We start from the raw sequence: 14593 nt of genomic DNA, 5'->3' as shown, positions 1-14593 counted from the left end.
AGCCCGGTTCCCAGCCTTACGGCGCAGTGCGGCGGGATTCCGCAAACAAAACCTACGCCCGAGGCGGGCACCCCGCCCGCTTCGCCGCTCATTGCAGATGCGGCTTCTTCAGAAAGCTGCCCCTGTCGGCCGACCGAATGCGGAGCCATGTCTCGCGGCCGTCGCGGACGACCCTGATCGGGACCTCGGCGCCTGCGGGGCCGCTCGCCCAGAGCTTGCGGTAGAAGTCGGCCAGGCCGTCGATCTCGCCATCGCGCACATCCGAAATGATGTCGCCGGGGCGCAGGCCCGCCTGGGCTGCCGGGCCGCCTTCGGCCACGCTCATCACCACGACCTTGCCATTGCTCTCGGCCGAGAAGGCACCGAGCCAGGGGCGTGGCGGCTTGTCGACCCGGCCGCGCGCAAGCAGATCGTCGAGGATCGGCGGAAGCAGATCGATCGGCACGATCATGTTGACGTCAAAAATCTCGCCGGCCCGACCCATCCGCAGGTGCAGCGAGCCGATGCCCAGAAGCTTTCCGTCCGGTCCGAACAGCGCCGCGCCTCCCCAGGACGGGTGCGCCGGGGCGGTGAAGATGGCTTCGTCCAGCAGATATTCCCAGTAGCCGGCGAATTCCTGCTTGGCCACGATATTGGCCTCCACGACTTGCCCGATGCCGTCTGCAAGCAGGACGGAATCGCCGATTTCGGCATCAGTGGCTGCGCCGAGCGCGACCGCCGGCAGGTCGAGCCGCTCAAGCGCCTGGACCAGGCCAAAGCCGGTCTCCTGATCATAGGCCAGCGCATGCGCTGGCACCACGCGACCGGTCCAGGTCGTCAGCCAGACGTCCTCGGCCTCGGTAATCAGGTACCCGATGGTGAGCACGAGCCCGTTGTCTCGAATGACAACGCCGCTGCCCTCCCTTCTCGTGCCCAGCGCCGAAGCGGTGAAGGCATCTGCGGGAATGGACGAGCGAACGCCCACGACGGAGTGCAAGATCGGGCCGATACTCATGGTTCCATCCCGAATAGGCGTAGGGCCAAGCGAGACGCGCCGACCGCTGACGGTGCGGTGCCTCTCTTGAAAGGTATGAACCGCCCCGGTCAAAGCAAGGCCCCGGCGAGGATCGAGCGCCGCCCGTTCCGTGAGTGAGCGGCAGTTTTCGCGAATGTGATCGACGCAAAACAGCCGCCTCAGAACACCTCGCCCTTCCCGCCCAGGTTGCACTCCCCTAAACTGCGAACGGGCATCGGGAGACAATAACGGGTCGGACACCCTGTCCGGGCCAAGCTCCGCATACGGAAAAGGCAAGATCGGACCACAACCCATTCCTCAGGAATTAGTTCTAAGGACGGCAAACACCATGCGAATTTATGTGACCAGCGTCTTTGTCGACGACCAGGCCAAGGCCCTGAGCTTCTACACCGACAAGCTCGGCTTCATCGTGAAGAATGATGTTCCCGTCGGGGATCATCGCTGGCTGACGGTTGTGTCACCGGAGGACCCCACGGGAACGGAACTGCTGCTCGAGCCGAGCGAGCATCCAGCGGTCAGGCCCTACAAGGACGCCCTCGTCAGGGACGGCATCCCTGCAACCTCGTTCCAGGTCCAGGATCTGAATACCGAGTTTGCACGACTTCGCGAGCGTGGGGTCGTGTTCACGTTGGAGCCGATGGATGCAGGACCTGTGCGCATGGCGGTCCTGGACGATACCTGCGGGAATCTGATCCAGCTGATCGAAATGAAACCGGGCTGAACGCCATCGGCCTTCCCGAAATCCGGCATCCGCCTTTACTGTAGATGCCAAGGCCTGTCTCGTCCTTATCGACCGCGATGCGATGACGCCCCGCCCCAGGCGCCCCCGCGAGTTGGGCGAAGACGCGATGAGCAGGATCGTGTGGGGCAGCATCCGCAGGCCGCTCGGCAAGCCCGTTGATCCGCACCCGCGCGAGAAATCTGGTTCCAAGATCCTGCGCAATGCAACGAGCTCGTAGATCTCGCTTCCCCGGTCAACCACATGCAGGCAGCGCGCTGGCGCGCGCCGGGAGCGCGGGCGACTGGCGCAGGTTCTCAAGCCGCGGTAGCTCTTCGTCGTCTCGATCGGCACGCGCGTGGGATTGATATGCCGCTTGACCTGGGGATCCTACAGGCAGGCCTTGATGACCGCGACCTTGCCGTGATCAGGCAAGAAAAGCGCCGGCACGCCCCCGAAGGCCTCGAGCGCGTGAACATGGCGGCGATCCAGTCACGAAGCGTCTCGCTCCAGCTCGCCTCGGCATGCCGAAACGCTCCACCGTCGCGACCTTCCGCTTCATCGTCGAGCGGCTAGATCTTTGGTCCCGGACATTGATGATGCGGTCACTTCCATGGGATCGAGGGGGCACTATGGGCCTGGCTCTCCACGGAAGCAGCACGACGACAGCGGCGATGCGTCTCTGGTCTTTGAGCGTTGCGAAGAGGCTCTCGATCGTCCGGCCCCCCCGGAGCGGGGGCCTGGCGCGTCTCTAGCGGAGCATGGGATGATCGCATACACGCAGCCGCATGAGCCAGATCTACCGTCCCAACCGTGCCGAGACCGGGCAGCATACTGGTGCTGCGGCTGGTTTGTCGAAGTCAGGCCATGCGGCTCTCGTCCTGCTGCCCTTGGCAATGTGGCTTGCAAATCGATCAGCCCCGCTGATGCTCGGTGTCGCGACGATCGCTTTTGTCGCCGCGGCTGCTGCGTCGGTTCATTCTGGAGAAATGACCACCCGCCTGCGCCGAATACTGGCGACTCCGGTGGGCTTGAGCCTGGCTGCCTTTTTTGCCTGGGCGAATGTCTCGATCCTTTGGAGCCACGATCCGGTCGCCTCTTTGCGGATGTGGGGCGAGCTTGTGCTCCCCGTTGGTTTTGCACTCGCCATCGCCGCATCCGGCAGATTCAGGCCACAACCGGCTTGGCTGAAGGCCCTGGCGGTAGCGATCATATTTGCCTGCCTGCTATCGATCGTCGAACTCGCCTCCGGCCTCTCGCAACGAGCAACCCTCGGCGTCGGCAAGCTGTTCGGCTTCGTTTTCAACCGTCCCGCAATCACCGCGCTCGTTCTGGCTGTGCCGACCGCCCATGGCCTGTGGCGATCGTCGGACGCGCGCCGGTCCAACCGCCTCCTCGCCGCCGTGCTTGTTCTGGCCGTCGCCGCCTTGGCGCTGAAATCCGAGAGCGCATCGGCGCGTCTCGGTATTGTCGTCTGCATGATCTGCTGGCTGCTATCGCTCTACCTGCCGCGTTTGATGTTGGCCGCGGTCGCCGGCGCCTTTGTTCTCACGATGGCGATGGCGCCCGTGCTCGGCATCGCGGCAGAGAATTGGCTGCCCTCGCAGATCCTGAACCGGTTCGCGGTGATGACGGGACAGGCGCGTATCGACATTTGGCTGAGTTTTGGCGAGGTGGCGCGTTCCAGTCCGCTGCACGGGGCGGGGTTCGGCACCTCGACCAGCATGCACCTGCACCCTCTGGCCACCGAGGTCTCGCCGACGCATAAAGAGTTGTTCGCCGTCGGCCATCCCCATGACATGCCGCTCCAGGCCTGGGCCGAAACCGGGTTGATCGGTGTCAGTCTGCTGACCCTGGCTGGCTTGCTGCTGCTGCGCCAGCTGAGCCGGTTACCAACGCCGGAAATGGCACCACGTTTGGCACTATTCGCGGCGGCCTTTGCGATTGCTGTCGTCGGTCACGGTGCCTGGCAGGGTTGGTGGATTGCCACTTTGGCGGCTTCGATACTTTGGTTCACCCCGTCCGACTTTCGAGCCGGTGGGCTGCAGATGCTGCCCCGTTCCAGTGCGGGCGATGAGTGGAAGGCAAGTCCACTTTCGAGCGAGGCCGTGTGAAAACCCGCCGGTTGGGGCACCGACTACAACAGTGCTCGCCCTCAGTCCCAGCTCGGTTGGCACGCACCCACGTGACGTCGCCACTTGGTCTCGATCCCGTTTGAAGTTCGTTCGGTACGCAAACAGAGGCGCCAAAGCGGTCTTAGCCGCTACGGCCAACAAGTGGTAGGAACGACCGGTTACCGGGGCATGGCGGCGTGATGACGAAGTTTGGTCTTGATTGCAGAATGTCAGATGCAAGCTGCCGCTCGCAAAGAACTTGGCTCCATCGAAAGAGAGGTCCTGTGGCCCGCTCAGTGCTGATCACGATCGCCGTGGCGTTCGCTGGTGCGGCCTTCGCCGCCGAACCGCAGCCGAGCAAGGCTCTTCCGCCTGCATCGGCAACGGCCGCCTGCCTTGAGCAGAACAGCCTGCCGAACGACGCTTTCGGCTTCAATTCGGGAAGTGACGTCAATGACCTCGGACAGTTTTCTCTCTCGGGAGCGTATGGTGGTTCGTTCGGAGCGCGCAGCGGCCCACTCGCGTCGCACAACCTCAATGTCCAGGCGACCTACTCGCCGTGGCGCTGTGTCGAGCTCGATCCCTTCGCCTTTGCCGGTGTGACCAATTCGAAGACGTTCGGTGCGAAGGCCAACGGCTCCACCGTCGGCGGCGGTATCGAGATGAAGTACAAGCTGCTCGGGCGCGATACAAATGGCGTCGGCCTGACCTTCGACGCCGTGCTCCAGGGCGCGGCAACGGATGGCGCGTTCTACACGCTCACCGGACGATCGCGCAGCGTCTATGACGGCGTCTTCTCGGTGTTTCTCGACAAGGAACTGATCACCGGCAAGCTCTACGGGGCACTCAATGTCAGCTACGACTGGAACTATCAGGACCTCGGCTCGCCAGGCGGCGGCTATGCCAGAACCTCGATAGCGCGCGTCGGCGGCGCGCTGACCTATCAGCTCGCGGACAGTTTCTTCATCGGCGCCGAGGCAAACCATTTCCGGCGCTATGACAACCTTGCCTTCGGTCACCTTCTCGGTCAGGCGACGTTCGCAGGGCCGACCTTCTATTGGGCCTTGACGAAGGATTGGGCGCTCTCCGGTGCCTGGAGTATCCAGGTAGCCGGTCGCGCCGCCGGTGTTGGCGGCAATGTCGATCTGACCAATTTCTCCCGCCACATCGCCAAGCTGAAGCTCAACCATGATTTCTGACGCGGTTCACGTCGCGTTTGCTTGCGGGGCGGATGGCTCGCACCAGAGCCGATGACGACGGCTCATAGCGGATGATGGCGCAGCCCTCCGACTGGACGCACTTGTTCTTGAGCCATTCGCCGCCCCGGACAGAGCGGTACGGCGCATCCCGACGCTTCGCAATGATACCCTCGAGGCCGATCTTGAAGGCCAGGGTCAGGAAGGCGTCGCCGTCGGTGAGGAATGGCGGCGCATCGCGACCCGATGCGTCGCTGCGCTCACAGATTCTTCGCGGCATCCGTCATCTTCCGGATGTGAGCAATCAGTCCTGAGCCTAGCCGAGGAGGCCGAGATAGCCCGCAAGCTCGCGCGCGGCGGCAGCGCCCGCCCGGTTGGCGCCGATCGTCGAGGCTGACGGGCCATAACCCACCAGATGGATGCGCGGGTCCTTGGCGACCTGGGTCGCGAGCCGGCCGGTCATGACGATGCCGCCCTTCTCCTCCCGGAGCTGCAGCGGCGCCAGATGGTCGAGCGAACTGCGAAAACCGGTGCACCAGAGAATGACATCGGCCCCTTGTTCGGCTCCGTCGGCCCAGCGCACACCCTGTTCGGTGATCTCGCTGAACATCGGCAAGCGCTTCAGGACGCCGCGCTCGCGGGCGGCGAGCAAGGCCGGCGTCAGCGGAATCCCGGTCACCGACACGACCGAACCGGGGATCAGGCCCTGCCTGACCCGGTCCTCGACCATGGCGACGGCGGCGCGCCCGTCCTCTGCCGTGAAGGGGCGATCCCGGAATTGCGGCTCGCGCCTGGTCACCCAGGTGGTCGAGGTGACGCGAGAAATCTCATCGAGCAGCTGCAGCGCGGAAATGCCGCCGCCGACCACGACGACATGCTTGCCGGCGAATTCGTCGGCCGTGCGGTAATCGCGGGTGTGAAGCTGCCGGCCCAGGAAGCGGTCGGCTCCGGGATAGCTCGGAATATAGGGGGTCTCCCAGGTGCCGGTGGCGTTGATGATGCCGCGGGCCGAGAAGGTTTCGCGATCGGTCTCGATCCTGAAGCGGTCGCCGCGGTCGCAGACGACCTTGACCGCCACCGGGCGATAGACCGGCAGCCGAAACTTGCGCTCATAGGCGGCGTAATACTGGGGGACGGCCTCGGAGGCCCTCACTTCCGTGAGACCTGGCTCGATCACATCGGAGAACTGCATCCCCGGCAGGTCATGGATCCGGTTGACCGTGCTGAGCGTCAGGGACGGCCAACGATATTGCCAGGCGCCGCCGGATTCCGGGGACTTGTCGAGGACGAGATAGTTCCTGCCGGCCACAAGACCGAGATTTTGCAGGTGATAGGCGCTGGACAACCCCGCCTGGCCGGCGCCGATGACCATGACATCGACCTTGATCACGGCCCGGACATCGCCCTTCAGGGGGGACGGCTCAGTCGTGCCAGGCACATCGGAAGGCTCGAGATCGGCGTTCATTCCCAAAGCCATGAGACAGGAAGCGCGAGAACTCAAGCCGTCCGCGCCTGCGCGGACGGCCCCTCGCGCTCCCTTGCCGCGAGGGGTCAGCCGAATTCCGGATCATCCCGTGTGCGCTCCAGGATGAGCGGGATGATCAGGTCCTCTTCATCCCAGAGGTGCCGCAACAGGGTCCGGTCGAAGCCCTCGATCTCTCCTGCGATCCGCTCGGCCACGCGCAACGCGTCCCCGTCGCGCCCCGAGACCTCGCCCGACAGCGCGGCGATAAGCTCGCGGCTGGCGGTGCCGAGGCGGTCGATCGCGCCGTGGATCACGGCGTGGTCATTGTCGAGAATATCGAACCCCTTCTGCAGCTTTGGTGCAGCGGCGGCAAAGGACGGGAAGTAATACTCGTCCTCGACGCGGTGATGTCCATCCAACTCGCCGAGCAGCAGGCCCATCCGGCGCTGAAAGAGCGGCGGGAACGCGGCAGGGGACGTGCGACCTTCCCTGAGATCGGTTGTCATGCCGCCGATCAGCACCGAAAGTTCGCGAAACAGGTCGTGCCTTTGGAGCCAGCCTTCGGCCAGCCCGTGCAGGCTTGGATCATTCGCCCATTGATCGCGCGGGAACTTGCGCAGCAAGGCGAGAAGATCATCCGGCAGGCCGCTCCTCGCCTCGACATTCAATGCCTTGTCGATGTCCTTCATGATATCCCTCGCCTTTCCGCGTTGCCGCAAAGTGCCGGCCGTGGCTTGGGTGTCACGGCCGGCCAGGGCCAGTCAGCGCGTGCCTTCCTTCAGGCCGAGCAGCTGCCACTCCCAGCGCAGTCCCTGTCCGAAACCGCCGCCATGTTCGGCGAAGAGCTTGGCGACCTCGTCAGCCGTCGGACGCGCCCAGTCACGTTGCAACTCCGAGACATAGGCAATCGTGGTGAGCGGCTGCGCTCCGGCCTGGACCATCCGCTGCACGGCGCGCTCGTGGCCTTCCGTGCTGCCGCCGCCGGATGCATCGGTCACGATGTAGACCTCGTAGCCATCGGCCAGCGCGTCGATCACCGGCATGCTCAGGCACACTTCCGTCCACAGGCCCGCCATCACCAGCTTCTTCTTGCCCGATGTCCTGACCCAGTCGAGGACACGCGGATCGTCCCAGGAGTTCAGGCCCGTCCGGTCGATCGGTGTCTGGTCCGGGAAGACGGCCTGGACCTCCTCGAACAGCGCCTGGCGTTCGGCGAAAGCCGTGGTGAGCAGGGTCGGCACCTTGAACAGCTTCGCCGCCTTGGCGAGGAAGGTCGTGTTGTTGACGACCGCCTCGCTGGTGTGGGAGCGCAGCGCCAGCAACTGCAGGTACTGATGATCGATCAGCAAGAGCGCGTGATCATCGGGGGTGAGCAGAGAACTCTTGGCCATATCGATGTCTCCGTAGCGTTGATCAAGGCCGCGGCCCCGATGTCTCAAGAGATATCCATGGAACGAATTTGCCTGTAGTCGGTCAGATTGGTACTGTCCGTTCCAAAAATGGAACGACCGAATGCAGGATCTCAACGACCTCTTCTATTTCGCGCGTGTCGTCGAGCATGGCGGCTTCGCGCCTGCCGGGCGCGCGCTCGGCATGCCGAAATCGACGCTGAGCCGGCGCGTCGCGCTGCTCGAGGACAGGCTGGGGAGCCGGCTCCTGCAACGCTCGACGCGCCATTTCGGGATGACCGAGCTCGGCGAAGTCTATTACCGGCACTGCGTGGCGATGATCGCCGAGGCCGAAGCCGCTCAGGAGGCGATCGACAATACCAGCGCCGAGCCACGCGGCATGATCCGCGTCACATGTCCGATCTCGCTCATGCTGAGCTTTGTTTCTCCGATGATCTCCCGCTTCCTGATCGCCTATCCGCAGGTGCGCGTTCAGCTTTCAGCCACCAATCGCCGCGTGGACGTGATCGAGGAAGGGGTCGATGTCGCCCTGCGCGTTCGCTTTCCCCCTCTCGAGAATGAGGGGCTGGTGATGAAGCGGCTTGCCGAGAGCCGGCAGGTCCTGGTCGGGAGCCCGGCTGTGCTCGACCGGTTCGGCCGGCCGGACACGCCCGCTCAGCTAAGCCGCCTGCCCGGGTTGGATCTGATCCGCTCCATCCCCAAACATGCCTGGGAGCTTCGCAGCGCTGCGGGCGAACCCGTCAGCATCGCGTTCGAGCCGCGATACACCACCGATGACATGGATGCGCTGCGGCAGGCAGCCGAGGACGGCGTCGGCATCGCTCAGCTCGCGGACTATCTGGTCATGGACAATGTCGCCTCGGGCGCGCTGGAAATCATCCTGCCGGACTGGACGCTGCCGAGCGGTATCGTCCATGCGGTCTTTCCCTCGCGCCGTGGGCTGTCGCCGGCAGTGCGTGGCTTCATCGACTTTCTCGCAGCGGAATTCCAGGCGAGATGATCCCGATCGGCCTGCGGCAGACCTCCTGCCCGACATCACCTTGGGCGATCCCTCCTTCCCTTGGCAGCATCGGGCTGCGACTGTGCATGCCATGCCTGCATATGCACGATCCTTTGCGCGCTCCCTTCGCCTGGGTTTCCTCGCCATCGCGCTCCTCGGCAGCGGCTGGGGGAGCGCCGCCCATGGCCGGACCAGACCGGGAGCGCAGGCAACTCCGGATGCCGCCGCCCCCTACGGACCGGGCGGCGTCTACGCACGGATTCCGGCCCGGGATGAATACGGGCGGGATCAACTGGCGATGTTCCGCGCCTGGAACCCCGACCCGGTGGGACAGCATGAGGCCAACCTCCGGGCGATCCAGCCGGCGCTCGCCAGGGTGGTGCGCCGGGCCCAGGCCGACAATCCCGACCTGCGCTTCGTGATCGGCTCAGGCCGGCGCGACCGCACACTGCAACGCCAGGCGGTCGCCTGGGGCTGGTCCAGGGTGCATGCGAGCTCACACCGTTCGGGTAATGCCGTTGATCTGTGGCCGCTCGATGCTGAGGGCCGGGTGATCTTCGACCCGAATGCCCAGAACCGGATCGCGGTTGCGCTGAAGCGTGCAGCCACCGAGCTGGGCGTATCGCTGCGCTGGGGTGGCCGTTTCCGCGGCTACAAGCACATGGACCGCTCGCATTTCGAGCTGTCGCTCAGGGCAAGCAACGGCCAAGACTACGGCCAAAGCCATATCACGGCAGGCGGATCAAAGCTGCCCGCCGTGACCGATCCGCAGATCGCAACGCTTTCTGGAAGGGCGCCATGAACCCCAAATACGCTGCAGCCCCACTCGCGCCCGTATGGGCGCCGCAGGGCCGTCACGCCCCGCAAGTCAAGCAGACGCAGCGGGCACGGTGAAACAGTGCTTTCCGAGCTTCCCTCCGTCAATCACCTGTCGCTGGTCATAACCCAGGCAGCGGCCCCCGCCTTCCTCCTTGGCGCGGTGGTCGGCCTCATCTCGGTCTTGATCAACCGCCTCGAGCGCATTCTCGACCGGTCGCGAACATTGAACGCGCTGGATCGTTCGATCGCTCCGGATCTCAAGGCCGACTTGCCCCGCCTCGAACGGCGAGCAGGCTTGATCAACGGCGCCATCGTGTTCGCGATTTCCAGCGGGGTGACAACGATCCTGCTGATGGTTGTTGCCTTCACCTTCGCCTTCCTGGGCTTAGCTCACGAACGCGGCGTAGCGCTTCTCTTCATCTTGGCAGTTGGACTGTTCGGCGCCTCGCTCACTCAGTTCCTGCGCGAGGTCCAGATGGCGCTTCAGAAGATCGATCTCATCAGTTGACCGAACGCCCGGGCCAGATCATCGGACGGGTTGCGGATCCGGTCCGATGATCCAATCTTTCTTAATGGGCATCAGCTTTCCCGAAATCCGCAATCCACTTTTCGGGCCCATGCTTCAGGTCCTCACCGCCTCCGAAGAGACTGTAGCTCCTCCGCTATCGGCCCGGCCCGAACAGCCGCCCGCGTCGTGCGCGTTCGACGCCTCCAAGGCATCTTACTTGAGATGTCACAAAGCACTTGTGAAATCTCAGAAGCTGATCCAGCATGCCTGCCATGCTCGATACCTCGCCCGCCTTCGCGCCATCCTCGCCGCTCCCGGCTGCGGAGACGCAGCTCGATGTCGCGACCCGGCGGCTGCGCAAGGCGGTCGTCTCCTGCGAGCTGGCGCCGGCCGAATTCGTCCATGAGGCCGCCCTGGCCGAGCGCTTTGCGCTTGGGCGCGCCGGCATCCGCGTCGCGCTGACCGAGCTCACGGCTGCCTGTTTCGTCGACCGGCACGCCCGCCAGGGCTGGCGGATCGCCCCCGTCGACGGCGCCCTGATTGCAAGCGTGCTGGACGGCCGCCGCCGGCTGGAGCCGTCGCTGGCGACGCTGCAGCCGAGCGGGCAGACCCAGGCTGCACTGGCCGCGCTGCTTGGCGTGATGGACTCTGTCCGGGGCCGAACCGAGCCGGTGGCGCTCTCGACCGCGCGTTCCGCCGAACGGCAGCTGCGCAACCTGCTCGCGGCGGCGACCGGGACGCTGGCCCGTCGCTGGCTCGGCGACATCTGGGACCATGGCGACCGGATCGTGCGCATGCTCGACCTCGCCGGCCACCCGATTCCGCCGGCAGAGCTCGGCGATCTCGTGAGCGCGCTCGGCGCCGGCGATGAGACGGCAGCACGCCTGGCCATCGCCGGAGAGCACAAGCGCTTCACCGAGGCGCTCGCCCACGGCCTGATGCTGACGTCAGCCCGGCCCGCACAACCGCCTGCCCGCTCGGCGCGGCGCAGGCGACAGAGCCCGACCATTACCACCGAACAGACCCGCCCCCTCTCGAAGGAGCAGCAGCGATGACCCCTCTCTCACGGAATGCTCGTCTGGCTGCGCTGGCCGCAGCGCTCGCACTCAGCGCCGCGCCCGCCCATGCGTCGAAGGAGCGCTTCGTCGTCGACCTCGTCAACGAGCCGTCATCGCTCGATCCGCAGGTGCAGTGGAACCCCGACAGCTACTATGTCTACCGCAACATCTTCGACAATCTCGTCACCCGCGACGACAAGGGCGAGATCGTCCCGCAGGTCGCGACGAGCTGGAAATACCTCTCCGACACCGAGATCGAATTCGAGCTGCGCTCCGACATCCTCTTCCATGACGGTTCGAAGCTGACCGCCGAGGATGTCGCCTACAGCGTCAAGCGCATCACCGATCCGAAATTCGGCAGTCCGCAGCTCGGCCAGTTCGACAAGATCACCGATGCCGTCGCGCTGTCGCCGACCAAGGTGAAGCTTACCACCAACGGCGCCTATCCCGCCTTGCTCGCCCAGTTGGTCAAGCTCTCGATCGTGCCGAAGGCGATCGTCGAGGCCGTCGGCAAGGATGCCTTCAACCTGAAGCCGGTCGGCAGCGGCCCCTATAAATTCGAGGGCTGGCAGCGCGGCGTGCAGGTCTCGCTCAGCCGCAACGACGCCTATTGGGGCGACAAGGGGCCGTTCCCGGCGGTGATCTTCCGCGCCGTGCCGGACGGAGCGACCCGGGTCGCCAATCTCCAGGCCGGCACCAGCGATCTCGGCGTCACGCTCGACAGCGACCAGGCTGGCCAGCTCAAATCGGCGGCCAAGGCCAAGGCGCTGATCGGCCTGACCGAGCGCGTCGCCTATCTGCGCCTCAACACCACCAAACCGCCCTTCGACAACGCCAAGCTGCGCCTGGCCGCGGCCCATGCCATCGACAAGGAGGGCATGGTCGACGGCTTGCTCGGCGGCTTCGACAAGCCCGTCTCGCAATTGCTGACGCCGGCAAGCTTCGGCTGGATCGAGGGCATGAACGGCCCTGGCTTCGACCTCGCCAAGGCCAAGGCCCTGGTTGCGGAGGCCGGCCCGGCCGCAAAGGCCGAGATCGAGCTCGCGACCGCACCGGTCTTCGATCAGCGCATCGTCCAGGCGATCCAGCAGCAGCTCGTCGATGCCGGCTTCACCGTCAAGATCGCGATGTCGGATATGGCGACCTATCTCAAGCGCTCGCAGGCCGGCCCGGAGGCCACCTCGACGCTGAGCTTCGGGCGTTGGTCCTGCGCCTGCCAGGATGCGGACGGCGTGCTCTTCCCGCTGGTCCACAAGAGCAGCGGCTGGTCGGCCTATCGCAATCCGAAGGCAGACGGCCTGCTCGAGGAGGCGCGCCAGACGCTCGACAAGGACAAGCGCCTGGCCGCCTACAAGCAGGTTCACGAGATCATCGCGACGGAAGCCCCGCTCGTGCCGCTCTATCAGGCCGCCGTGCTCTACGGCGCGACCAAGAACCTTCAGTTCAAGCCGACGCCGAATGAAAGCATGTTCCTGAACCGCATGAGCTGGGTGGACTGAGGCTTCGTGCAGGGCTTTCTTCTTAGGCGTACAGGACAGGCGCTCGTCACCATCCTCGGGGTGGTGACGCTGATCTTCTTCGTCCAGCGCCTGACCGGCGATCCGACCTATCTCTTGGTCCCGGAGACCGCGACCAAGGCCGATGTCGAGGCGCTGCGCCATGCGCTCGGCTTCGACCGGCCGCTGCTGGTGCAATATCTCGACTTCCTGGCCGATCTCGCCCGCTTCGATCTCGGCCAGTCCGTTGTGCAGCGCGTGCCGGTGCTGACGATCATCGCCTCGCGCCTGCCCTATACGCTGATGCTGGCGGCGGGCGCGCTCGTCGTCGCCTGCGGCATCGGGGTACCGATGGGTATCCTGCTCGCGGTGTTTCGCGACCGCCCGATCGCCAAGGCCGCTTCCGGCATCGTGCTGGCGGCCCAGAGCATGCCGACCTTCTGGAGCGGCATCCTGATGATCCTGGTCTTCTCGGTGCTGCTCGGCTGGCTGCCGCCCTCCTCCACCGGCGATTTTTCGCATCTCATCATGCCCTCCTTCGCGCTCGGCCTGCTCAGCATGGCGACCTTTGCGCGGATCACCCGCTCGGCCCTGCTCGACGAGCTCTCGAAGGACTATGCCCGCACCGCCCGCTCACGCGGGGTTCGGACCGGCCGGCTGCTGCTGCGCCATGTCGCCCGCAATGCCTCGATCCCGCTGATCACGGTCGCGGCGCTGGAAATCTCGAACCTGCTCGCCGGCGCGGTCATCGTCGAGACCGTGTTCGCCTGGCCCGGCATCGGCCAGGTGACCGTGCAGGCGATCCTGGCCCGTGATTTCATGATCGTGCAGGGCGTCGTGCTGATGGGGGCCTTCGTCACCGTCCTGCTCAACCTGCTGTCGGACGTGCTCTACAGCATCATCGATCCGCGCATCGTCCTGGAAGGGACGCGATGAGCGCAGTCGCCTCTCCGCTCCCTCGCCCGCGCCGTCAGCTCCCGCTTCGTCGCTGGTGGCCGGTCGCAATTATCGCACTGGTGGTGCTGGCCGCGATCCTGGCGCCCTGGCTCGCGCCCTATGACCCCAACGCCCAGAACCTCGCCGGCCGTCTGAAGCCGCCGGGCACCGTCTCGCGCAGCTTCCATTACTGGCTCGGCAGCGACGAACTCGGCCGCGACCTGCTCAGCCGGATCATCCATGGTGCACGGGTCTCGCTGATCGTCGCCTTCGCCTCGGTCATCCTGTCCGGCACCGTCGGCACCGTGCTCGGCATGATCGCGGGCTATCGGCGCGGGCTCGTCGAGACCGCGGTGATGCGCGTCGTCGATATCTTTCTCTCGATCCCGGCCGTGCTGCTGGCGATCATCACGGTTGCGGTGCTGGGGCCGAGTCTGGTCAATGTCATCATGGTGCTCGCGCTGACGCGCTGGCCGCGCTACGCCCGCGTCGCCTATAGCCAGACGCTCTCGGTCGCGACGATGCCCTATGTTCGGCTCGCCGCGCTAATGGGCGCCGGCTCCGGGCGCATCCTCTTCCGCCATATCCTGCCCAATATCATCGGCGCGGTCAGCGTCGTCGCGACGCTCGAATTCGGGCTGATGGTGCTGTTCGAGGCGGGCCTCTCCTTCCTCGGGCTCGGCGTGCAGCCGCCGACAGCGAGCTGGGGGGCGATGCTCTCGACCGGCCGCAACTATGTCGCGACCGCCTGGTGGGCGGCGACACTCCCCGGGCTTTGCCTCTTCGTGCTCGTGCTGGCCGTCAACCTGACGGGCGATGCCGTGCGTGACCGCCTCGATCCCCGTTTCCGCTGAGGGCC

At 65.3% G+C, this 14593-nt stretch carries 15 protein-coding genes; 10 read left to right on the top strand and 5 right to left on the bottom strand.

The window, feature by feature from the left end; translation table 11 throughout:
• Positions 1-88: 88 nt before the first annotated feature.
• A complete protein-coding gene (locus tag AB4099_RS09190; protein ID WP_113518628.1) occupies positions 89-994 on the bottom strand; it encodes a S1C family serine protease in 906 nt (301 codons plus the stop codon).
• Between the two features lie 349 nt (positions 995-1343).
• On the opposite strand from AB4099_RS09190, the gene AB4099_RS09185 reads away from it, so the two are divergent.
• From AB4099_RS09185 to AB4099_RS09175, 3 genes are all read left to right on the top strand, one after another.
• Positions 1344-1736 carry a VOC family protein gene (locus tag AB4099_RS09185; protein ID WP_113518627.1) on the top strand — a complete coding sequence of 131 codons (393 nt, stop codon included), beginning with the start codon at positions 1344-1346 and terminating at the stop codon, positions 1734-1736.
• Positions 1737-2659: 923 nt separating this feature from the next.
• On the top strand, positions 2660-3847 hold the full coding sequence (locus AB4099_RS09180) for an O-antigen ligase family protein (protein WP_441477836.1): 1188 nt from the start codon (positions 2660-2662) through the stop codon (positions 3845-3847).
• A gap of 284 nt (positions 3848-4131) precedes the next feature.
• Positions 4132-5046 (top strand): hypothetical protein, encoded by a 915-nt coding sequence (locus AB4099_RS09175; protein WP_441477835.1) that lies wholly within the window; start codon positions 4132-4134, stop codon positions 5044-5046.
• Here the strand turns inward: AB4099_RS09175 and AB4099_RS09170 are convergent.
• The 4 genes from AB4099_RS09170 to AB4099_RS09155 all read right to left on the bottom strand — a co-directional run bounded on the left by AB4099_RS09170 (position 5030) and on the right by AB4099_RS09155 (position 7899).
• On the bottom strand, positions 5030-5323 hold the full coding sequence (locus AB4099_RS09170) for a DNA ligase-like domain-containing protein (RefSeq protein ID WP_441477834.1): 294 nt from the start codon (positions 5321-5323) through the stop codon (positions 5030-5032). The two genes, AB4099_RS09175 and AB4099_RS09170, sit on opposite strands and share 17 nt — an antisense overlap.
• A gap of 36 nt (positions 5324-5359) precedes the next feature.
• Positions 5360-6508 carry an NAD(P)-binding domain-containing protein gene (locus AB4099_RS09165; RefSeq protein WP_441477833.1) on the bottom strand — a complete coding sequence of 383 codons (1149 nt, stop codon included), beginning with the start codon at positions 6506-6508 and terminating at the stop codon, positions 5360-5362.
• A gap of 86 nt (positions 6509-6594) precedes the next feature.
• Positions 6595-7197 (bottom strand): hemerythrin domain-containing protein, encoded by a 603-nt coding sequence (locus AB4099_RS09160; protein WP_441477832.1) that lies wholly within the window; start codon positions 7195-7197, stop codon positions 6595-6597.
• Between the two features lie 72 nt (positions 7198-7269).
• The gene (locus tag AB4099_RS09155; RefSeq protein ID WP_113519318.1) at positions 7270-7899 is read right to left on the bottom strand and encodes a hydrolase; all 630 of its coding nucleotides are present in this window, start codon (positions 7897-7899) and stop codon (positions 7270-7272) included.
• A gap of 121 nt (positions 7900-8020) precedes the next feature.
• Between AB4099_RS09155 and AB4099_RS09150 the strand changes: the two genes are divergently transcribed.
• The 7 genes from AB4099_RS09150 to nikC all read left to right on the top strand — a co-directional run bounded on the left by AB4099_RS09150 (position 8021) and on the right by nikC (position 14588).
• Positions 8021-8917: a LysR substrate-binding domain-containing protein gene (locus AB4099_RS09150; protein ID WP_441477831.1), complete on the top strand. Its 897-nt coding sequence runs from the start codon at positions 8021-8023 to the stop codon at positions 8915-8917.
• A 91-nt stretch (positions 8918-9008) separates the two neighbouring features.
• A complete protein-coding gene (locus tag AB4099_RS09145) occupies positions 9009-9719 on the top strand; it encodes a M15 family metallopeptidase (protein WP_441477830.1) in 711 nt (236 codons plus the stop codon).
• Between the two features lie 96 nt (positions 9720-9815).
• On the top strand, positions 9816-10244 hold the full coding sequence (locus tag AB4099_RS09140; RefSeq protein ID WP_113519315.1) for a DUF2721 domain-containing protein: 429 nt from the start codon (positions 9816-9818) through the stop codon (positions 10242-10244).
• Positions 10245-10516: 272 nt separating this feature from the next.
• On the top strand, positions 10517-11299 hold the full coding sequence (locus tag AB4099_RS09135) for a GntR family transcriptional regulator (protein WP_441477829.1): 783 nt from the start codon (positions 10517-10519) through the stop codon (positions 11297-11299).
• Positions 11296-12801, top strand: coding sequence for an ABC transporter substrate-binding protein (locus AB4099_RS09130; RefSeq protein ID WP_113519255.1), 1506 nt, complete (start codon positions 11296-11298; stop codon positions 12799-12801). The genes AB4099_RS09135 and AB4099_RS09130 overlap by 4 nt, the downstream gene beginning before the upstream one ends.
• Before the next feature lie 6 nt (positions 12802-12807).
• Positions 12808-13734, top strand: coding sequence for an ABC transporter permease (locus AB4099_RS09125; RefSeq protein ID WP_113519256.1), 927 nt, complete (start codon positions 12808-12810; stop codon positions 13732-13734).
• Positions 13731-14588 (top strand): nickel transporter permease, encoded by an 858-nt coding sequence (gene nikC / locus AB4099_RS09120; RefSeq protein ID WP_441477828.1) that lies wholly within the window; start codon positions 13731-13733, stop codon positions 14586-14588. Before AB4099_RS09125 ends, nikC begins: the two co-directional genes overlap by 4 nt.
• Positions 14589-14593: the final 5 nt, after the last annotated feature.

The sequence above is a fragment of the Allobosea sp. 2KB_26 genome (genome assembly GCF_052115715.1).
Classification (GTDB): domain Bacteria; phylum Pseudomonadota; class Alphaproteobacteria; order Rhizobiales; family Beijerinckiaceae; genus Allobosea.
This window is presented reverse-complemented; position numbering and strand designations above follow the sequence as displayed.